Origin of the sequence: Falsihalocynthiibacter sp. CO-5D18, assembly GCF_041205445.1 — a bacterium.
GTDB lineage: Bacteria > Pseudomonadota > Alphaproteobacteria > Rhodobacterales > Rhodobacteraceae > Falsihalocynthiibacter > Falsihalocynthiibacter arcticus.
Genome location: NZ_JBGFCF010000005.1, coordinates 215,067 through 236,603 on the forward strand (window position 1 = coordinate 215,067; position 21,537 = coordinate 236,603).

The 21,537-nt window shown below is 53.4% G+C and carries 16 protein-coding genes; 5 read left to right on the forward strand and 11 right to left on the reverse strand.

All coding sequences use genetic code 11. The annotated features are described in order from the left end of the window. Window positions 1–45: 45 nt before the first annotated feature. The gene (locus tag AB9F27_RS09125; RefSeq protein WP_335585589.1) at window positions 46–1,026 is read right to left on the reverse strand and encodes an ABC transporter substrate-binding protein; all 981 of its coding nucleotides are present in this window, start codon (window positions 1,024–1,026) and stop codon (window positions 46–48) included. A gap of 177 nt (window positions 1,027–1,203) precedes the next feature. Here AB9F27_RS09125 and AB9F27_RS09130 point away from each other — a divergent pair, with 177 nt between their 5' ends. Beyond that, window positions 1,204–2,301 carry a LacI family DNA-binding transcriptional regulator gene (locus tag AB9F27_RS09130; RefSeq protein WP_369757660.1) on the forward strand — a complete coding sequence of 366 codons (1,098 nt, stop codon included), beginning with the start codon at window positions 1,204–1,206 and terminating at the stop codon, window positions 2,299–2,301. A 56-nt stretch (window positions 2,302–2,357) separates the two neighbouring features. Here the strand turns inward: AB9F27_RS09130 and AB9F27_RS09135 are convergent, their stop codons facing one another. The 9 genes from AB9F27_RS09135 to AB9F27_RS09175 all read right to left on the reverse strand — a co-directional run bounded on the left by AB9F27_RS09135 (window position 2,358) and on the right by AB9F27_RS09175 (window position 13,715). After that, the gene (locus tag AB9F27_RS09135; protein WP_369757661.1) at window positions 2,358–3,977 is read right to left on the reverse strand and encodes a GMC family oxidoreductase; all 1,620 of its coding nucleotides are present in this window, start codon (window positions 3,975–3,977) and stop codon (window positions 2,358–2,360) included. Next, window positions 3,964–5,472: an FGGY-family carbohydrate kinase gene (locus AB9F27_RS09140; protein WP_335586071.1), complete on the reverse strand. Its 1,509-nt coding sequence runs from the start codon at window positions 5,470–5,472 to the stop codon at window positions 3,964–3,966. Before AB9F27_RS09140 ends, AB9F27_RS09135 begins: the two co-directional genes overlap by 14 nt. Beyond that, entirely contained in the window at window positions 5,465–6,307 is an 843-nt protein-coding gene (locus tag AB9F27_RS09145; protein ID WP_039003654.1) for a class I fructose-bisphosphate aldolase, read from the reverse strand. The genes AB9F27_RS09140 and AB9F27_RS09145 overlap by 8 nt, the downstream gene beginning before the upstream one ends. 2 nt (window positions 6,308–6,309) lie before the next feature. Then, window positions 6,310–8,043 (reverse strand): glycerol-3-phosphate dehydrogenase/oxidase, encoded by a 1,734-nt coding sequence (locus AB9F27_RS09150; protein WP_335586070.1) that lies wholly within the window; start codon window positions 8,041–8,043, stop codon window positions 6,310–6,312. Window positions 8,044–8,102: 59 nt separating this feature from the next. Then, window positions 8,103–9,098 carry an aldo/keto reductase gene (locus tag AB9F27_RS09155; RefSeq protein ID WP_335586069.1) on the reverse strand — a complete coding sequence of 332 codons (996 nt, stop codon included), beginning with the start codon at window positions 9,096–9,098 and terminating at the stop codon, window positions 8,103–8,105. Continuing rightward, entirely contained in the window at window positions 9,088–10,068 is a 981-nt protein-coding gene (locus AB9F27_RS09160) for a sugar-binding transcriptional regulator (protein ID WP_335586068.1), read from the reverse strand. The genes AB9F27_RS09155 and AB9F27_RS09160 overlap by 11 nt, the downstream gene beginning before the upstream one ends. Window positions 10,069–10,079: 11 nt before the next feature. Further along, on the reverse strand, window positions 10,080–11,075 hold the full coding sequence (locus tag AB9F27_RS09165; protein ID WP_369757662.1) for an ABC transporter permease: 996 nt from the start codon (window positions 11,073–11,075) through the stop codon (window positions 10,080–10,082). Between the two features lie 2 nt (window positions 11,076–11,077). Further along, window positions 11,078–12,610 carry a sugar ABC transporter ATP-binding protein gene (locus AB9F27_RS09170; protein ID WP_335586066.1) on the reverse strand — a complete coding sequence of 511 codons (1,533 nt, stop codon included), beginning with the start codon at window positions 12,608–12,610 and terminating at the stop codon, window positions 11,078–11,080. A gap of 88 nt (window positions 12,611–12,698) precedes the next feature. Continuing rightward, on the reverse strand, window positions 12,699–13,715 hold the full coding sequence (locus tag AB9F27_RS09175; RefSeq protein ID WP_039003648.1) for a substrate-binding domain-containing protein: 1,017 nt from the start codon (window positions 13,713–13,715) through the stop codon (window positions 12,699–12,701). Between the two features lie 295 nt (window positions 13,716–14,010). On the opposite strand from AB9F27_RS09175, the gene AB9F27_RS09180 reads away from it, so the two are divergent. Next, on the forward strand, window positions 14,011–14,895 hold the full coding sequence (locus tag AB9F27_RS09180; RefSeq protein WP_335586065.1) for a sulfotransferase domain-containing protein: 885 nt from the start codon (window positions 14,011–14,013) through the stop codon (window positions 14,893–14,895). A gap of 71 nt (window positions 14,896–14,966) precedes the next feature. On the opposite strand, the gene proB is transcribed toward AB9F27_RS09180, so the two are convergent. Further along, the gene (proB, locus tag AB9F27_RS09185; RefSeq protein ID WP_039003646.1) at window positions 14,967–16,127 is read right to left on the reverse strand and encodes a glutamate 5-kinase; all 1,161 of its coding nucleotides are present in this window, start codon (window positions 16,125–16,127) and stop codon (window positions 14,967–14,969) included. 273 nt (window positions 16,128–16,400) lie between these two features. Between proB and proC the strand changes: the two genes are divergently transcribed. From proC to AB9F27_RS09200, 3 genes are all read left to right on the forward strand, one after another. After that, window positions 16,401–17,180, forward strand: coding sequence for a pyrroline-5-carboxylate reductase (gene proC, locus AB9F27_RS09190; RefSeq protein ID WP_335586064.1), 780 nt, complete (start codon window positions 16,401–16,403; stop codon window positions 17,178–17,180). A 38-nt stretch (window positions 17,181–17,218) separates the two neighbouring features. Next, entirely contained in the window at window positions 17,219–18,499 is a 1,281-nt protein-coding gene (locus tag AB9F27_RS09195) for a glutamate-5-semialdehyde dehydrogenase (RefSeq protein ID WP_335586063.1), read from the forward strand. Window positions 18,500–18,726: 227 nt separating this feature from the next. Further along, window positions 18,727–21,534 (forward strand): AMP-binding protein, encoded by a 2,808-nt coding sequence (locus tag AB9F27_RS09200; RefSeq protein ID WP_335586062.1) that lies wholly within the window; start codon window positions 18,727–18,729, stop codon window positions 21,532–21,534. Window positions 21,535–21,537 lie beyond the last annotated feature (3 nt).

Here is a 21,537-nt window from a genome sequence, read left to right on the forward strand (position 1 = left end):
GAAAATCCGGGCTATTATGTAGACACGTCTGCTATGAGAGGACCTCTAGTAGGCCGTGTCGATCAGTTCAGCAGCATTCGAAATGTCATAAAAATTATCGGGATTGATGATTTTTACCGGAATATCCGCCCCCTGTGCAAAGGCGACGGCCGTGTCGAAGGCTGTTGGACCAAATCGTGGGTTACACTCGCAACAGGCCGCTACTTTTCCGTCGATGATCAGCTGGATGATTTCACGTCCACCATCAATCGAAAGGATCATAACATCCTTGCCCGCCACTTTGCCTGCGGCCTCAATGGCCGAGATCGCCCCAATGGCCATCTCATCGTTATGCGCATAAATAACATTGGCATCCGGATTGGCTTGAAGCAGCGTTTCGGCAACTTGGCGACCTTTGTCGCGCGCAAAATCGCCTGTTTGAGATGCGACGATTTCAAAGTCTGGATGCTCGGCAATATAGGTGTCGAACCCGAATTTACGATCATTTGCGGGGGACGAACCAGCGGTCCCTTCCAGCTCGATAATTTTGGTTTTTCCATCGTTGTTGGCGACGAGCCATTCTGCAACGCGGCGACCTTCTTCAATGAAGTCTGAGCCAATGAATGTCACATAGTCATCGCCTGCGATAGCGAGCGACTGGTCAACATTGCGATCCAACAGGATCACAGGGATACCAGCATTTTTGGCTGACATGATTGCCGGAATGAGGGGGATTTCCTCACGTGGGGCGAGGAAAATAAGGTCAACGCCCTGTGCGATCATGGAATTAACATCGGACACCTGCTTGGCCGCAGACCCTGCCGCATCCGTATAAACCAATTGCCAGCCACGCGCCTCCGCTTCGGCTTTCATCGAGTTGGTTTGCGCCAAACGCCATGGGTTATTGCTTTCCGTTTGGGCAAAACCAACCTTGTATGTGTCTTTAACTGCCAATGTAGGACCTGCTGCGATGGCGGCGCGCGAGAACGCCGCTGCAGCGGCTGCGGCCGATGAAGCAAGCAGAAGTTTTCTGCGTGAAATAATCATAATGAGTCTCCTCCCGAGATTGCGTGGCAAGGCCACTGGCGGTAATTTGTGTCATTAATAATTATTAGTCAACAATAATTTATAAATATTTATTGCGTTCCATTGAATCATCGGTAAAGGTTGTGTAACCAGCATGACAACTAATAATATGCACGCCAATTTTGGAATGGAAATAGTATGGCTAAGGCGGGAAATATCGGGAAAGACCAACCGGCGCAGCATATCACCCCCACTCCAAAAACTGCGCGCCGCCTCACCATGACGGATGTCGCAAATGAGGCGGGCTGTTCGCAGGCAACGGTTTCTTTTGTTCTTAAAAACGCACCGGGTGTAAAAATTTCCGCAGACACACGCAAACGCGTCATCGAGGCGGCAATCAGGCTGGGCTATTCCTCGACAAAGTTTGTCCATCAGAAATCGGACTCGAATGTGGCCCAAAGCGCGACTCTGGCCGTTGGTTTTATTGTCGATCAGCTCGCAACCAGCCCAGAAGCTGTCATTGCCATTGATGCCGCCCGACAGGCCTGTTGGAACAATGGTCAAATTCTGTTGTCTGGCCAAACTATGCACGATCAAGAACTTGAGGAAAAAACCGTTCGTACCCTCGTCGATACGGGAATTTCCGGTCTGATCTACATGACCATTTTCACGCGGAAAATCGAAATACCAGCGTGTTTACTCGATCTGCCTATCCCAGTCGTTCTGTTGAATTGCTACTCCCAAGATCACCGACTTCCCGCCGTTATTCCCGACGAATCCATTGGCGGTTTCCGCGCGACTCGCCACCTGCTTGAACATGGGCACAGGCGCATCGGAATGATTGCCGGTGAGGTGTGGATGGAAGCCACGCGAGACCGGCAAAAGGGCTATAAACGTGCCCTTGCTGAGGAAAATATTCCGTTCGACAAAAGCCTCATCGTGCATGGAAACTGGACGCCCAGTTCTGGCTATGCCGCGACGATGCAGCTTCTTGCACGCAAAGATCGCCCTACCGCCATTTTCTGTCAAAATGATCGGATGGCGATCGGATGTTATGAGGCCTTGAAGGAAGAGGGGCTTAAAATCCCACAGGACATTTCCGTTATGGGATATGACGACGAGGAAATCGCACGTCACCTCCACCCCCCTCTCAGCACCGTCATTCTCCCCCATCGCACCATGGGCGCTTGGGCCGTGGAATATATTGAAGCCAATAAAAAGGTAAGGCCGCCCAAAAACACCATCATGCGGATGGATTGCGCCTTGGTTGAGCGCGAGTCCGTTGAGCGGATCTAATCCGCGGAGCAGCGCGCCGTCACGCGGCCCCATATTCTTATGTTTTGCCCGAAGGGTTACGAGCGCGTTTCGGCCAAGATCATCTGCGCGGCTTTTTCCGCAATCATCACAACCGGAGACGCGGTATTTCCCGACACGATTTTCGGCATAATGGACGCATCAATCACCCGCAGCCCTTGCAATCCGTGGACGCGAAGGTCGGCGCCGACAACAGCCATCGGGTCGCTTCCCATTTTACAGGTGCCAACCGGATGGAAAATCGTGGTCGCAATATTTCCCGCCTGTTCCAACAATTCAGCGTCGCTTTGATACGCAGGTCCCGGCAAAATCTCGTTGGGTTTATAAGGCTCAAGCGCTGTCGCTGTCATGATTTCGCGCGCTTGTCGGATCGAGGTGATCGCCACGCGTTTGTCCTGATCGGCGGAGAGATAATTGGGGCGGATATCAGGGTGCAGTTCGGTGTCAGAGGTCGTAATATGACAACTTCCCACGCTTTCGGGGCGCAAATTACAGACCGACATGGTGATCGCGGGGAACGGGTGTAACGGGTCGCCGAGCTTGTCCGTCGACAGGGGTTGCACGTGATACTCCAAGTCTGGCGTTTCGAGCGACGTCGAGGATTTGCTGAACATGCCAAACTGGCTGGGGGCCATAGACAAGGGGCCCGTTTGGGTAGCTAAATATTGAATCCCCATCTTGGCTTTTCCGACGAGGGAATTGGCCATAGTGTTCAATGTTTTGGCATTTTTGACTTTATAAACGGTGCGGATTTGCAAGTGATCTTGCAGGTTTTCACCGACACCATTGCTTTCGTGTTGTGGCGTGATCCCGAGATCCATGAGGCGCTCTGGCTGGCCAATCCCCGAATGTTCAAGGATTTTGGGCGAGTTGATTGCGCCTGCTGCAATCAGAACCTCCACTGTGCATCGTGCTTCATAGGTTTTGCCCTTGCACGTAAAGCGAATACCTTTGACCGACTTGCCCTCAAGAATGAGATGTTCGGTATGCGCATGAGTCATCAACCGCAAATTCGGGCGCTTCATCGCAGGCCGCAAAAAACCGCGCGCCGTACTCCAGCGCACGCCGTTCTTTTGATTGACCTCAAAGAACCCAGACCCCTCGTTATTGCCATCGTTGAAATCGTCCCGCGGCATGATCCCAAACTGTTTTGCCCCTTCTTGGACTGCGTTCAATATGTCCCAACTTAGGCGTTGCTTGGAGACTTTCCACTCGCCGCCAGAGGTATGAACATTCGTCGTGCCCGCATGGTGATCTTCGGATTTTTTAAACAGCGGCAGGACGTCATCCCAGCCCCAACCGACATTGCCAAGCTGTCGCCAATGATCGTAATCTGCCGCCTGCCCGCGCATGTAAATCATGCCGTTAACGGAGGTACAGCCGCCCAAAACCTTGCCGCGCGGATAGACCAGCGACCGGCCGTTCAAGCCCGCCTCGTTTGCGGTTTTCATCATCCAATCGGTGCGCGGATTACCAATACAATACAGATACCCAACAGGTATTTTCACCCAGTGGTAATTGTCATTTCCACCAGCCTCAATCAACAAAACGCGCGTTTTCGGGTTTTCTGTCAATCGGTTTGCCAATACGCATCCCGCCGTTCCCGCCCCGACGATAATGTAGTCATAGGTGCCGTCTAAGGTCTCAACTTGCGTCATTAAGATTGCTCCAAAATCCACGCATGCGCTCGGTCAGATCAAGCCATGCCGCATAGCGTTTTTCGTAAAAATCCCGTTTGCTTGGGTCGGGTTTGTAGTTTCTGGCAGGCCGAGTCATTGCGCTCACCGCGGCCTCATAATCGGGGAAATTTCCAGTGGCTACGCCCGCGCCGATAGCCGCGCCTAAAGCGCCTGTTTCTTGTGCTTGGGCAACGGTAATCGGCACATTTAGACAGTCGGAAAACATCTGTGGCCAATGGGGGCTGCGTGCGCCGCCGCCAGACAAAACCGCGTGATTAAAGCTGGCACCGGCCTTTTTAAGCACGGAAATGTGGCGTTTATGTTCAAACATCACACCCTCAAACAAGGCGCGCAGCATGTTGCCTTCGGTGTGCCATCCTGCAAGGCCGTAAAATCCTGCACGGTAATCCGCGCCCAAGCGCGCGCCGTATAAAAAGGGATGATAAAACGGATCATCAAGGCGCGGTGTGACCTCGCCCAAGCGATCGTTACAAAAATCAAAGGGGGCGTCATGGTGCCCACCACGTTCCACAAATTCGCGCACATACCATTCCAAATTCGCCGCCGAGGTGGCGCTGGACTCGATATTAACAAAGCGTTCTGGCCCAAATCCCGTCACCATGAAAACACTGTCGTCACGAACGGGTTCCTTGGAGAATACCTGATTAACGCCCCACGTTCCCACGATGATCGAGGCCTCGCCTGCCGTTACAACTCCTGATCCCAGCGCGCTCGAAACCACATCGAAATACCCTGCAATCACCGGAGTCCCCGCCGCCAATCCGGTGGTGCTGGCGGCGGCGTCCGAAAGGCCGCCAACGATGTCCGAGGATTCCAACAGGTCCGGCAGTAAATCGCGTGCATCCGAAAGACCATAAAGCGCAAGCAAGTCATCGTCGTAGCAGCATTCTGGCATCCGCGTGAGGCCTGCGCCACTCATGTCGGATTGATCGCTCACCCGCCGTCCAGTTAATTTGTAGGTGATGAAATCTTTACACAGCAAAACGGTGCCAATACGTGCATAAACATCTGGCTGGTTCTGCTTCACCCACGCCAACAATGTGGGCGTTTGCGACGGCCAAGGTTTCTGCAAACACAACGCGTGCAATTGCGCCCCAACCTGTTGCGATAATTCCGTCGCCAAACCTGCGGCCCGCGTATCGAGGGACTGAATCCCAATCAGGGGCGCGCCTTCTTGATCCAAAAGATAAAGCCCGTTGCCATGCCCCGCACAGCCAACCCCGACAATTTGCTCAGGCGAAATCCCAGCCTTGTCAATGCAGCCCCGAATGGCCTGCTGTGCATTGGCCCAGAGTTCGTTCAAATCACGCTCGACATGTCCTGGCTCTGGTGTGGTCGAATGCCCGTCCAGCGCACAAAGCGCGATTTGATTGCCCTTCAGGTCAAACAAAACCGCCTTGATCACCGTGTTCCCAGCGTCCAGTCCCAGCACATATTTTGATGTCTCAGCCATTGTTATACACATCCCAGGCTTCTTCGCCGCTCGCACTATTGTGGATGATTGCCATCAAGGCCGCAACCACGGCTTTTGGGTTGTCATGTTGATAAATATTGCGGCCATAGACCATGCCTTTGGCCCCCTGCGCCACGATGGCCGCCGATTTTTCCAGAACCTTTTTGAGGTCCTCTTTGCCGCCGCCGCGCACCAATACCGGAACCCGTGCTGCTTCAACAACGCGATGGAAATCTTCGGGGTTTGCCGTTGGATCGGCCTTGATGATGTCCGCCCCCATCTCAGAGGCAAGTCGCGTCAAGGTCACGATTTTTTCCGCATCGCCATCCACTTGATAGCCGCCGCGTACGTCGTTGGGCAACATCACCAAGGGTTCAATCATCAGAGGCATGCCGTATTTTTCGCAGGAGGCCCGAACACGGCTAATGTTTTCAATGCATTGGCGGAACAATTCCGGCTCATCGGGCAACATAAACAAATTAACCACAACTGCTGCGGCGTCCATCTGCAACGCGCCAATGATCGGCTCGTCGGCATTCTGAAGCATCGACCACATGACACTGTGGCGTTGATCGTTATAGGGGTTGCCCATGTCAATCCGCATCACCAATGCGGGTTTGTCTTTTTCCGGACGCGCTTGCAGCAAATCGGCCTGCCCATAAGCGCATTGGATCGCATCGGGTTTGGCGGCGATCAGGGCATTCATAACCGCAGGCATATCCTCAAGCCCAACCATAAAACTGGGCTCATTGCACACGCCGTGATCAATGGCCACGTCTAGGCATCCACCATGGGTGAACAAACGGTTCATGCGGGCTTTTGTATTTGGTCTCATGTTCATTTCCTTATGTTGTTTCGGTTGTCCAGCACGAGTGGCGACACATCGTGAAAGTCGTCTAGCTCCGTGAGGAGCGCCGCGCGCTGGAGGGATGTTTCTTTGGGCGACCACTCAAGGTGCTGCGCCAAAATTTCACTAATTTGGTCGATAATCTCCGAACTGATCTGTCCTGTGATTGCCAAAACCGTACGCCGCAATACGACATCGGCCAATGTGACCACGAACTCATGTTCCGCGAGATAGGCAATTTCGCCGTGGGTGTAATTTGAGCCTACGACAAGGGGTGCGTCGTTCGGATATTGGTCACAGTATTCCAGTATTTTGCGCGCCCCCGTCCCATAAGAGGCCGCCAAATGTGCGGCACGTTCGGGTGTTATTTTATATTCCCCGACAAGGGTTTTTCGTGCCAAGGCCTGCGCGGGTTCGTCCTGTGCATCGGCACAACCTTTGCCCCCACCAATGGCTAAATTACGGGTTGAAACTGTGCGCGTGGCTCCGAGTTCCGTAAGAACGTCATCGGTTGTCTGCTCGGCAAACGCGCGAAAGGTTGTCCATTTTCCACCCACCATACAGAATTGCGGAATGAGGCCATCCAAACGTTTCGTCGCATGGCCACGCGAAATGCGTCCGGTGAAATCTTGGGTGCTTTTTGGCAATGGGCGTATGCCGCTATAACTAAAGGCGATTTGGTCTTTGGAGACATTAAGATGGGGGAAAACCCGCGCGAGGGAAGCCAGAATATAGTCGCGTTCCTTGGGCGAACATCGCACGCGTACGGGTTCATCCACACGAATATCAGTCGATCCCGCAAGGACTTTGCCAAGGTAGGGAAACACGATGCAAACCCGACCATCTTCGTTCTCAAAATAGATCATATGGCCATCAAGAGCTGTCATAAGATCTGGATTATCGAGGATTAAATGCGACCCTTTGGTGCCTGAAACCAGCGGCTCTTTGGTGCGTGCCTCTGGATCGAGAGCGGCGATTGTCTGATCGAGCCATGCTCCCGTGGCGTTCACCAAAGCACGGCCCGTGATTTGAAAACGCTCGGAGCCCAAATTATCTTTGACCGTAAATCCACCCTCTGACGGGGATAATTCCGCGTAATTGAGTGCGATGGCGTTCGGGTTTGCCGCACGGGCGTCTTGGATCAACTCCAAACCAAGCCGTTCCGGATGGCTTATCCATGCATCATAAAATGTGGCCGAACACCGCAAACCCTGCATCAACCACGGGCGCTCTTTGCGGGTGGTTTTAGCGCTGTGAAATTGATGCTTCGGCAGCGTACGGTTTTTGCGCGTCACCCAATCATAGAGCGACAGGCCAAGTTTGATCGGCAAGGCGCCGCGCCGTGAGGGTTGGCCAGAACCGCCCAGAAATGAGGTCGCGGCGTTCATCGTTCCGGTGAACCACGACGTGATCGGAATGGTGGTGGGTAACGGCCGCACGTAATGCGGCGCGTTGCGCAGTAAGGCATCCCGTTCCGTGATGGATTCCTGAACGAGGTTGAATTCTCCGTTTTCAAGATAGCGCAAGCCGCCGTGGATCATCCGCGACGGCGCCGCACTGCACCCCGAGCAAAAATCGTTCCGCTCAACCAAAAGCACCCGAAGCCCCTGCAACGCAAGATCGCGAAAAACTCCGATGCCATTGATACCACCACCCAGAATAATGACGTCAAAATCCGGGTTTTGGGCCAATGCGTTTTTGCTATCTTGGCGTTGAAAAGACATAACTTCTCCGTTTACCGAAACAGGTTCCGGCATCATTTAGTTTGCACGTAGCAGGCGGTTTATGCGTCTAGGTTTTGTAAATGTTGGTCAGCGGCAGTATTAATGGTTGTTAAATCCGACGCACTTAGGCGCAGGCGTCCGGCGTTTGCATTTTCACGGGCTTGTTCGACATTTCGTGCGCCGCAAAGAGAGAACGTGATGCCGGGCTGTTGGAGCGTCCAAGCAATCACGGTTTGGGCAAGCGTGGCGTCGTGGTGCTCTGCAATCGGTGTAATGTCATCCATCAATGCTTTGATTTTCTTGCGGTTATCTTGCGAGAACCGTGGATTGTCCTTGCGCTGGTCATCGCCTTCAAACTGACGATCCGGCGTCATTTTTCCCGACAAAAGCCCCAAGGCGAGCGACGAGTAACTCAAAACCGATACGCCATTCTCGCGCGCAATCGGCAACAGGGTTTTTTCGATGCCACGTTGCACCATGCTGTATTCTTCTTGGATGCTATCAAGCTGCCCCGCCGCAATATAAGCGTTTACGTCTTCTGGGCTGGTGTTGCTCGCACCAATAGAGCGAATTTTGCCCTGTTTTTTCAAGAGTTCCAGCGCTTCCATCGTCTCGTCAATAGGCGTTGTCGGATCTTGCCAATGGGTGATGTAATGGTCGATATAATCGGTGCGCAAACGCGTAAGGCTTTGTTCTACCTCATAGATAATGGCATCTTTGCCCAAGTAACGATGTACCGGCGTGCCGTCGATATCAAAGAAATGGTTGCCCTTTTGCGTGTGCCAAACGAGGCCGCATTTGGTAACAAGAACGACTTTGTCGCGCCGTGTTTCGATGGCCTTTCCAACGATATCTTCGGCCACGCCCTGCCCGTAAGCGGGGGCCGTGTCGATCAGGCTTACGCCCTCGTCAATCGACGCATGAATGGCTGCAATGGATTTGGCTTCGTCCGTTCCGCCCCACATCCAGCCACCAATCGCCCACGTGCCAAGGCCAATCGCCGAGGCCTCAATGCCACTTTTCCCAAGGGTTCGCGTTAGCATATCATGCAACATTGTCTGATCTCTTTTCATTATTTAAAACTGTTAAAGCGGTTTCTTCATCCATGACCAAAGCATCGAGATAACCACCGTTTAGCGCCGCGCGAATAGGCCGCGCTTTTTCCTGTCCCGAGGCGACACCGATCGTGCGGCCACATCCTGCGAGATCGTTTGGGTTGAGCGCCACGAGGCGGTTATTGAGCGGGTAATCGGCAACTTCGCCGTTGTCGCGAATGAGATGCGCCATCAATTCCGCCGCGACTCCAACGCCGACAAGCATTTTTCGATCTGATTCGGGAACCGGGTTCAAGTCATAGTAGCTCGATCCAGCAGGCTCCATGGAACCGACCCCTAAAAGGGCCACATCTGCCCTGCGTGCCAGATCAAAAACATCCTTCACAGGGCCAATTTCCAAGATCATATCCCGCTGGCCACGGGTCTCGGCAAACAAGGGTGCGTGCACCAACATGGCCTTGCCGCCAAGTCGTTCGGCCATTTTCGTCGCAAGGTGGTTCACGTCGGTGAAATACTTACCCTGCACGCCACCCGTCAGCGGCACAACCGTCACATCGCGCAACGTATCCGGCAATAGATTGTTGATAACCGCACTCACGGCCTTCCCACCTGTAATCGCAATCACATCGCCATCACGCACGGTTTCAAGCAAGAGATTGGCCGCTGCACGCCCCACTTGTTGCAAGGTCGTGTCGGGATTTCCCGAGGCTGTGGGGGTGATCACAGCGCCCGTCAAACAGGTCGAGGCAATCAAGCGATTTTCATAGTCAATCAAATGTTGAAACCGGCTTTCGATGTCGATTTTAACCATACCCATTTTGCGGCCCTGCGCGATCAATCGGTTCACTTTTGACGTCGAAAGATTGAAGCGCGCTGCAATTTCAGATTGCTTGAGCCCTTCGATAAAATGAAGCACAAGGACCGCTTGGATTTGGCGCGCAGTTTCATAATTGGGACTAGAGGCATTCATAATCTACGCTCCTAATGTTTGCGGTTTTTGTTCATATAGAGATCGAGGGTGACTGCGACCAACAGGATCGAGCCGCGAATAATGTCCTGCCAATAGACCGACACATCCAAAAGCGCCAGGGAACTGGACACGACCGAAAGCAAGACCACCCCCAGAATAGCGCCCAAAATGGAGCCCGTGCCGCCGTTAAGACTGGCCCCCCCGATGACAGCAGCAGCGATCACATTCAGCTCCATTCCAAGTCCGAATGTGGGCTGGGCCGACCCAAAGCGCGACATATAAATGATACCCGCAACACCACATAGGGCGGAACAAAGGGTCGTTGTCAGGAACACCACTTTCTTGGTGCGAATGCCCGAATAGGCGGCTGCGCGTTCGTTGCTTCCGGTGTAAAACACCTTGCGAAACAAAGTTGTGCGCCGCAAAAGATAATCAAACACAATCACTGTGATAACGAAGATAATGATCACTAACGGTATCGGTCCAATAGACCCCTGCCCGATGAATTTGAACTCTGGCGGCAAGGTGAACAAGCCAAGCGGACGCCCCCCCGTGCCCAGCAAACACACGCCGCGCGCAATCACCATAACCGCAAGCGAAACAATAAAATGGTGCAGGCCAACGCGGGTCACAAAGAACCCCATGATCGCACCAATGCCCGTGCAAACCGCAATCGCAATCGCCGAGGCAACCCAAGGATCAACCCCCGCCAAGAACAGCCAGCCCGCAACAACCATCGCCAGCGCCGTGACCGATCCGACCGAAAGATCGATACCGCCGGAAATCAACAGAATGGTCATACCGATGACCACAATCCCCTCAACGGCGAAGGCCATCACCATGGCCCGCATGTTAATCCACGTCAGGAAATAGGGCGACGCAAAGGACATCACCACGAACATAACCAGGATGATTCCGATCAGGCCGGTTTCCCGCATGCGCAACATCCGACCCAAAAAACCATGGGAAATGGGGGCATCTGTTTCTGTTAATGTGGAAGTTTTCACCGTCATATTCCCTTATTTTCGTTCAAGCTGCTTGCGTCTAAAACAGAGGCCAAGCGCATGATATTTTTTTCCGTCAATTCGTCGCCCGTGACTTCGCCGCTGATACGGCCCTCGCGCACAACCATCACCCGATCACAAAGGCCAATCAGCTCCGGCAGTTCCGATGAAATGACAACAATCCCGACGCCCGACCGCGCCAAACCGCGCAGAATGGCGTGTATCTCTACTTTTGCGCCCACATCCACGCCGCGCGTTGGCTCGTCTAAAAAGATCAGGCGCGGGTCGACGGACAGCATTTTGGCGATGGCCACTTTTTGTTGATTTCCCCCCGAAAGCGAGGAAACTGGATCGCTCAATCGGCCGTATTTCAGGTTGAGTTTCTTGCCCAAGGCGGCTGCTTGTTTTTCTTCTGCGGGCACACTGATGATACCAGCTGGCGTGGCCACTTGCGTCAAATTGAGTGCCGAGACATTGGCCGAGATCGCCATATCAAGGAAAATTCCGTCGCCTTTGCGGTCTTCAGAAAGATAGACCACACCCGCCTCGATACTCTCGCGATAATCCTTTGGTTTAAGCGGCGCAGATTTGAGCGTCGTTTCGCCCGTCACATTGGTTTCCAAGCGACAAACGCCCTTGGCAATTTCGCTGCGCCCTGCCCCAATCAGCCCGCCGATCCCGAGGATCTCACCCTTTTTGAGTTGGAAGTTCACATCAAAAAAGCGCTTCCCATCCGAGAGGTTTTGCACATCAAGAATGATCTCGTCGGTGGCCTCCTCGGGGGTTAACTTCTCTGGATAGAGCGTGTCAATCACCCGTCCAACCATGGCATTCACCACGTCTCCGGGTGTGATTTCGGCGACATTTCGGGTCTCAATGAACTCCCCGTCGCGAAAGACAGTGACGCGGTCGCAATTATCGAAAATTTCGACCATGCGATGCGAGATATAGACAATCGCAATGCCCTGATCGGCGAGTTTACGCATTATTCCAAACAGAATTTGCGCTTCTTTTTCGGTCAACGCTGCGGTGGGTTCATCCAAAATTAAAACCCGACAGTCCAGTGTCAGCGCCTTGGCAATTTCCACCAGCTGTTGGTTTGAAATCGACAAATCCCGCACCATTGTCGAGGGCGATATCGTACAAAGTTGTGAAAGAACTTTGTCAGCTTTGTCGTGCAACTCTTTGTAATTCATCAAAAAAGACGAACTCATATTCGTGGCAGACATGAAGATATTCTCGGCGACATTTACATCGGGACAGAGGGCAATTTCCTGATGTACAAACCCGATGCCAAGTTGCTGCGCACGCGTTGGCGACGTAATTATTTCGGCTTTTCCGTCAATCAGAATTTCGCCGCTGTCTGGCTGTAGTATTCCATCGATGATGTTCATCAATGTCGACTTCCCCGCGCCGTTCTCGCCCGCTAATGCATGAATTTCACCTTTGCGCAGGTCGAAATTCACCCCCTTCAAAGCCCGTACTGGCCCGAAAGACTTGGTGACATTTGAGATTTTAAGAAGCAGTTCTTCGGTCATGGAATTTGCTACTACCTGAGTTGAATTTAAAGGGGTGGCGCCAAAGGCCCGTTGTTTTCCGGCGCCACCAATAGAAAGTGCAGTCCGATTACTTCGGATCGCGACCTTCCATGTAGACATTCAAGTCAAAGCTGTCGGCGTTTTCTTGGGTGATCACAGCAAATCCGTTGTCAACGAAGGGAATTTGCACGGGATTGAAGCCCGACGTTTTGTAATCGTTGAACGGATCGAAAACACCGTCATGTGCGGCCAAAAATACACCCATAAAGCCCATGAAACCCTGCATGCCTTGATTTGGGTTGAGCGCCATGTGGATGTTGCCCGCTTTGATGTGTTCCAGCGTGGCTGGGGTAACATCGGCATGCATAATCAAGACATCGGCTTTGGCTTCTAGGATCGCCGCAACTGCGCCTTCTGCGGAACCCGCTTCAGGGATCCAGATCGCGCCGAGATTTGGGTTTGCTTGCACGATGGACGCCGTGGCACGATAGGCCGCGTTGCTGTCCTGATTGGTTGCCTGACGACCGACCAATTTCATGTCGGGATAATGCTCTTCCATATAGGAAATAAGCGCTGTTACTCGCAAATCGTGGTTGGATTGGCCTGGATTTTCAAGCACTGCATATTCAGCCTCGGCACCAATTTGGCTGACGATTTCTTCTGCCGCGAATTTGGCTTCGGCAAGGTTGTCAGACGTAATATAGGCGGTGCGGTTTGATTTGGGTGAATCCGCGGCGAATGTCGCAACTTGAGTGCCGTTTTCGATCGCACGGTTGATAGGTTCGATGAACGGGTCAGACTGCATGGGATGCACAAGAATACCGGCGGGAGCCTTTACCATATCCTGCTCAAACGACGCGATTTGTTTGGCGATATCGTAGTCTGGCGTGCCTGAGAAAACCGTATCACAACCAAAAGCTGCGGCGGCTTGTTTGAAGCCTTGATAGACAGGGACCCAATAAGGGTGGCTCGAAACCATCACGTTCATGATATAGGTTTCGCCGGGTTCGCAGGCCAATGTACCTTCTGCTGACACAGACGATGTAGAGGCACAGAGCGCCATTACACCTGAAACGATCAAACCTTTTGTACTCATTCTCTTCATATTATCCCCTCCCAAGGCAAAATGGCCAAATGACCACTAGGTTGACATGAAATACACCGTGTCGGCAAGAAATTTCATGTACCAAAATTTATTTCGGTAAGCCATTTGCCCGCCCGCACCTCGATTCGTCAACGAAGGGTGGGAATAAACGCGTAAACTGAAATTTATTTCATCACGTCGATTGCTCACCGTTGTTAAGCTGTGACAATTCACCCGATTTCGGGTATATAGGGCGCAATTGCGGCCTCGATGATTTTGAATTCCTGATTTGTTTGTTTAAAAAGAGGATTGAGAAATGCGTGATCAATTTCCAAGCCCAAGCCAAGTTTACAACTCCGATGTGAGTAATTCGGATATTTGGTCGCGTTTTGATAACCGCCCCGATGATGTCTTTGTCTGTACCCCGCCCAAAAGCGGCACGACTTGGATGCAGTCGATATGTGGTATGTTGATATTCGGCGACCCAGAGGTAAATCCCGGCATTGGCACGATTTCGAAATGGTTGGACAGTAAATTCAACGATGAAAAAGAATTGATGGACACCCTGAAGGCACAAACGCATCGCCGTTATATTAAAACCCACACGCCGCTGGATGGCATAACTTACGACAAGAATTGCACCTATTTGTCGGTGCACCGGCATCCGATCGATGTGGTTTTTTCGGCGCAAAACCACATCAAAAATATGGCCAACGGCACCCTAGATAAATTTATCGCAGACGATATCAACGAAGGCTTTCGAACCTTTGTGGAAACCCCGTTTTCACCGTTGCAAAATGGCGGGGAATCCCTCGAAGGATTGGCCCTTCACTTCAAAAGTTTCCACAACGGGCATGCGTGCGCCAACATTCACATGTTTCACTATGCAGATATGGTCCGCGACCTTAGGGGGGCGGTCTCGAATTTGTCGGAAATATTGGAGTGCAACGATGACGACGATTTGATTGACGCCATTGTGGAGGCCGCGACCTTCTCTAGCATGAAAAAGAATGCGGACAAATTTGCGCCGTCTGCCAACAGAGGGATTTGGAAAGACAACGCCCAGTTTTTTGAAAGCGGTACGAGCAATAAGTGGGAAGGTATTCTGAGCGCCGAAAACTTGTCTTTGTATGACGCCAAAATGAAGGAGTTTCTCACACCTAAGGAAAGAGCGTGGTTCGAATTCGGCTCCAAGGGATAGGCCTGTTTGGCAGCAAAAAGGCGCGGCAACCCAATGCCACGCCCAATTCTATGTCTAAATAGCCCTAAGGGTTACAATTGCACGACGATTTTCTGGTCATCCTCGGGCGCATCATGCTGGAGATGGTTTTCTTCGAGAACCAGTATGTTTTCTGCCGCGATGATGTCACTTTTGGTCTTGTACCCAATCAGGTCCTCGACGGGCATATCCAAATGGCGCGCCACCAGCATGGTTTCCTCGGACGAGAAGTTCGTGAGGCCACGGGCCACCTCATCCCCGTCTTCGGTGTAGACGTGCAGCACATCGCCCTTGGTGAAATCGCCTTGGATCGAAATCACGTCGCTGCGGGTGATCCCACAGTCACCGGCAATTACAGCGGCTGCCACTTCGTTTGAAATAACCAGCGTCCCTGCGACCTGCAGACGGTTGCTGAGCCAGACTTTGAGCGGCGAGGCCTTCTCGCCAGTTACAAGACAGCGTGTATAGCGACGCTCGTTTTTCAGGACAGAGGAGACAGGCCGCTCAATAATCCCTTCGGCGATGATTGTTTCAACACCTGCGTTCTGTGCCATGTTGGCAGCCTGCATTTTGGTTAACATGCCGCCGCTGCCCAATGCACTAATACCAGTGGTGGACTCAAGGTGCTCCGTAACATCCTCGATTTCCGAGATGAATACGGCATCTGGATCGGAAGGATCACGGTCATAAAGCCCCTCGACACTGGTGAGGATGACCAGAAGATCGGCTTGAACCATTTGGGCCACTTTGGCAGAAAGACGGTCGTTGTCCCCCACCCGCAAGTCACGCGTCGCGACGGAATCGTTTTCGTTGATGATCGGCATGATGTCGTTTTCAAACAACCGCAACATGGTGTTTTTGATGTTTAGGAAGCGGCGCCGCTCTTCCATGTCCTCGACCGTCACCAGCATTTGCGCGACTTCCATGTCATGTTCGGAGGCGACCTGACGATAGGCATTCATCAAGAGCGGCTGGCCACAGGCGGCGGCCGCCTGCTTATCCAAAATGCCCGCATCTTCGGGCCGTTTACCGACCATATTCAACCCAAGTGCCACTGACCCAGAGGACGTCAGAATAATGTCGTGACCTTCTTTTTGAAGTTGAGCAAGATCGCTCAATAATCCGTTCAAGAAAGCATAGCGCAGGGTCAGTTTTTCGCTGTTTGCCAGTAGACTAGATCCGATTTTAACAACGATTTTCTTTTTCTTCGCCATGGTAGGTCTCCGATATCTTTTTGTTTTGAAAGGATAAAATGTGAACGGTTTGCGTCTTGCGACGCTGACCTGTAGCACTAACCCTTTCATTGATTCGGTGCGTTATACCACGTCCGCAACATGAGAATGCAAACAGGTCGCTGCTCTAGCCCGCCCAAAGAGGCGCGTTATGGACGTTCAGCGATGGGATGAAAAACTGGGCGGGCCGACATCTGCATGCTGCAATGCAGCGCGACGGATGCACGGGGCCAGCCCACGTAAAGGGAGACACAGATGAACATACTTCTGATTGGATGCGGCAAAATGGGGGGCGCGATGTTGCGCCAGTGGGCCGCCAGAGATGAGAACCAGTTTACCGTTGCCGACCCTGCCGCCACCGGCCTTCCAGACGGCGTTACCCATGTGACGGACGCAGCAGATGTGCCCGCCGGTGTCTTTGATGTGGTTCTAATCGCGATCAAGCCACAGATGATTGTGGATGTGCTGCCCGACTATGTGCATGCGTTGAAAACGGGTGGATGCTTTGTGTCCATCGCTGCGGGCTGCAGCATCGAGACGGTCGCGAAAATTGTGGGCGATGCGGCGATCATTCGCGTCATGCCAAATATGGCTGCGATGGTTGGCCTTGGCGTTTCTGGCATTTACGCCAATGACGCCTGTTCCAAACAGCAAGTTACGGACGTGACCGCATGGATCGCCCAAACAGGTAGCTGTGTGCAACTGGCCAACGAGGACGAGATCGATCGTTTAACCGCCGTCAGTGGTAGCGGTCCGGGCTATGTTTTCGAATTAATGCGCAGCTATGTTGCCGCCGCGAAATCCGTAGGGTTTGATCAAGAAACCGCAGAAAAACTGGTTTTTGACACCATTACGGGCGCCGTCGAAACGGCCCGTCAGTCGGAGTCCTCCCTTGAAGAGTTGCGAAATTCGGTGACCAGCAAAAACGGTACAACGCAAGCTGGGCTGGAGGCGTTGATGCACGACGGCCAGCTGCACGCGCTTTTTGAAAATACCGTACAGGCCGCCTATCGCCGCGCCGCCGAACTGAAATAGAAACGGCCTTCGAGCCGCCGTTTTAAGGAGACACGAGAATGGATGACATGAGCACACCTACGGAAGAGATGAACGTTGAAACCCTCGTCGCAGACCTTGGCCAGCGCGCCAAGGCTGCGGCGCGCGGCCTTGGTATGGCAACATCAGATCAGCGCAATCTAGCCCTCACAGAGGCCGCTAAAGCTTTACGCGCCCGCGCCTCCGAGATCCTGCGAGCCAACGCCAAGGATGTCGACAGTATCCGCGACAGCGGCAAGGACGCAGCCTTCGTAGACCGCCTTACCTTGACCGAAGACCGCGTGGCAGGCATGGCCGACGCGCTTGATGCCATTGCCGCCCAAGACGACCCGCTTGGCCGTACCCTCGCGACATTTGATCGCCCGAATGGCCTCAAAATCAACCGCGTCAGCGTGCCCATTGGCGTCATCGCGATGATCTATGAATCGCGCCCGAACGTGGGATCAGATGCAGGGGCCCTATGTGTGAAATCCGGTAATGCCGTTATTTTACGCGGCGGTTCGGAAAGTTTGTATTCCTCGCGCGTGATTGTCGCTTGTTTGGCGCAGGGGTTGAAGGCGGCGGGCCTGCCCGAGGACGCCGTGCAATTGGTGAACACGCGGGATCGAGAAGCGGTGAAACTCCTGTTGCACAGCATCGATACCGTCGATCTTGTTATTCCGCGCGGTGGCCGTGGGCTGGTTTCACTGGTGCAAAAAGAAGCGCGGGTACCGACGTTGCTGCACCTCGATGGCAACAACCACACCTATATCCACGAAAGCGCCGATCTTGATATGGCGGTAGGCATTGTCCAAAACGCCAAGATGCGCCGGACGGGAATTTGTGGCGCAACTGAATGTGTGGTGATCGACCGTAATGTCGCAACAAGGGTCCTGCCCCATTTGGCACAAGCCCTCGTAGACTGTGAGTTGCGTGGGGATTCTGAAGCTAAAAAAATCCTGCCGGACTTAATTCCCGCGACTGATGAGGACTGGAATACTGAGTATTTGAGCAACATCATGTCGGTGAAAATTGTCGACGATCTGCAAGATGCCATCGCCTTTGTGCAGGCGCATTCGTCTGGCCACACGGATGCGATTGTGGCCGACGACATGGCGGCCGCTACGGCCTTCATGACCGCCGTGGATTCCGCCGTGGTGATGCATAATGCGTCGACCCAATTCTCGGATGGCGGCGAGTTTGGCATGGGCGCGGAAATCGGGATCGCAACGGGCAAGATGCACGCGCGCGGCCCCGTCGGAGCCGAGCAGCTCACGAGCTTCAAATACCTCGTCTTTGGCAATGGACAGCAACGTCCCTGAGGGCATTAAGGAACCTGCGCCACCTCAAAAGGGTGCGCAGGTTGCACATCGTAGGGGCAAACGCAGCAACAAGCCGTTTAACGCGGGCATCATCGATAGCCGCGTCCCAAACGATTTAAAATCGCTTGGCATCTTGACCTTCTTGTCCAAAATCAAGATACCAAGTTTATGTCGCATATGGGGCGAATAAGGTCGTTTCTTGTTTCGCGAATGACTTGGATTTTTCATTGACCCAGACCACAACAGTCCCGAGAAAACTGGCGCAAGCGCTACAGGATCATGCCGATTTGACGGCCCTTGTGGACTGCGACCGAACTCTCAGTTATGGGCAATTGGCGGATTGCATTGATCGGCTGGCAATTCACCTTCCGTCAAACGGCAAGGTCGCAATTTTTGGCAAGCCCTCGGTTATTTTCGGCGCGGTTGCAACGGCTTGCGTGGTTCTGGGGCGTCCTTTCGTTCATCTTGATCCCGCGATGCCTACCGATGTTTTAACGAATATCGTCGCCGAGCTCTCGATTGACGTGGTGTTCCTGTGCCAAGCGCCCAAGACTGGCCAATTGCCCGCGACCTGCCAGTATATCGACGCACCAACAATCTTGAAAAATCCCGCAAACAGGCCGCTACACCCGATCGTTGCGGCGGATGTCGCGCCAGATGATATAATTTATGTGGTTGCGACATCGGGCACCACGGGCAAGCCGAAATGCATCCCCGTGACACATCAATCTGCCCACCTGTCGTATGAGTGGCGCGATGAATTTACGCCCTATGATCCACAGCACACCGTCGGCATTTATATCTTTGCGATCTGGGAAATGTTTCGCCCTCTGCGTGATGGCGCGAAACTCTGTTTTCCGCGTTTTAATGAGCTCCTGAACCCCGATGATCTTGCGGCGTTCCTGACCCGCCACACCGTGACCGAGATGCTTTTTACCCCCTCCGCGCTTGAAAAAATCCTCCAGATCACGACCGCCGAGGTGACCCAAAATGTGCCCCTGCAACGGGTGATTTTGAATGGCGAAGTTGTGAGCGATGATTTGGTTGCGGCGGTACGGGAAAAACTGCCAAACGTCACGCTCTGGAACCTCTATAGCATTTGCGAAACCCACGATATTTCGATGACCAAAGTGTCGGGGCCGCAAGGCCGTGCGGGGGCTGCTTCCGTGGGCGTTGCGATGCCACATATCAAGGCGGTGGTTCTGGATGATAACGATCAAATCTGTGCCGCGGGGCAACCTGGATTGCTGCATTTCGAAGGCCCAAGGATGCTCGGCCCCGGTTATGTGAACCGCCCTGAGGAAACGGCGCTGCGGTTTCGCGAGTTGACCCTGAATGGCCAGTTTACGCGCCTTTATGATACGGGTGACCAAGGATATATAGCCGCGGATGGCAGCATACATGTGATGGGCCGCGTGGCGCATATGCTCAAGCTGCGGGGGCATAGCATACAAACCCGCGATCTGACGGAATCGCTGCATAGTTTCGTGGCCTTTTCGCAGGGAGTGCCATGGATTCAAGAGATAGATGGTCAAGGCAAAGCTCTCGTGCTCTATTATTGCGCCAACCCCGCACAGTCAGCCGAAAACCGTGCGAAATGGGGACTTGAAGCGGGCGAAAGTCGGCTTCCTGCCGCGCTCTCCCAAGCCCTGCGCGCGGAATTGCCTTTCTACTGTATTCCAAGCTTTTTGGTGCAGCTTGATACTATGCCCGTCAATGCGGTCTCGGGAAAATGCGATTACAAAGCGCTGCCTAAAATCAACGCAAGCGCCGCCATTGATACAGCCGCAACGGACGTCTTGCCAACGGTTGCAAAAGCTGCCGAGATTATGGTCTGTCCCGCCGCAACCCTCGATCCCAGCCTGTCGTTTCACGACCAAGGCGGCGACTCCCTGATGGCGGTGAATCTCCTCCTCGCTCTTGAGGCCGCCTATGGCTGTCGCGTCGATTTCGACTTTGCGCTGAACGTTCCCTTGGGGCGTTTGCACGATATTCTCTCGTCATCTGCAACCCGACCACAAGCGCACGGCAGCTTCAAACGCTCGGGTATTTTACTGACGGGGGCCACGGGGTTCCTCGGCAGTCGAGTGATGGCCGCCGCCGCGCGGTCTTTGCCGGACGGCGATGTCATCTATTGCCTCATCCGCCCCAAACGCCGCGACGCAATCGACCGATTGCACGCGATTGCAGCCGAACAGGGCGTGGATTCCGCGCGGTTGGTCCTTATTCCCGCAGCACTTGAAGACGTGCATTTCGGCCTTGATACCGCCGATTATGAAACTCTCACATCCCGCGTCCGCAGCGTGATTCATTGCGCGGCGATGGTAAACCTCGCGGTCGATCGCAATCATATGGAGGTCTGGTCACAGGCTGGCATCGCCAATATTCTTCAGTTTTGCCACGATGCTTTTGCTGATTTGCGGTTCTCGTCCACTTCAGCGGTTTTTGCCGATACAGGAGGCCCTTACGATGAGGCCGCGACAGCGATTTATCCACATTGTTCGGGATATGGCGCGGCCAAAATCGAGGCCGAACATCAGATCGCCAAGTCAGGCGTGGCGGCGGCAATTGTCAGGTTGCCGTCTTTGTATGATCTGGACGCGCCCAACAGCAAAGACATCTATGAGGTCATTATGGCCGCTTGCTCCCAAATCAAGGCCGTTCCCGAAGGCTTTGCTTTTCGAATGATCGATGTTCACGCGGCGGCACGGTTTCTCGCCGATCTGATCCCCACCGAGGGGGCGCGGTATTTTAACCTGACGCCAAATCAATACGCCACAACGGCACTATTGCCAGAGGTCGCAGAAATTGCCGTGATCCCCGTTGAGAATTGGCTGCGCGCAGCGCCCTTGTCCGATGCGGAACGGGCCCTCATTGCCTCGGACCTCACAGCACTAAAAGCAACCGCAACCCTGACCCACGACGCCGCACAAAAAATGTGGGAGGGCATAACGGAGCAGTCGTTTGCGTCTCTTTCTAGCCCCGCCGAACTTTTGGCCCGACGGGTTATTCCTCGCGCGAAATCAGTGAATTAACAC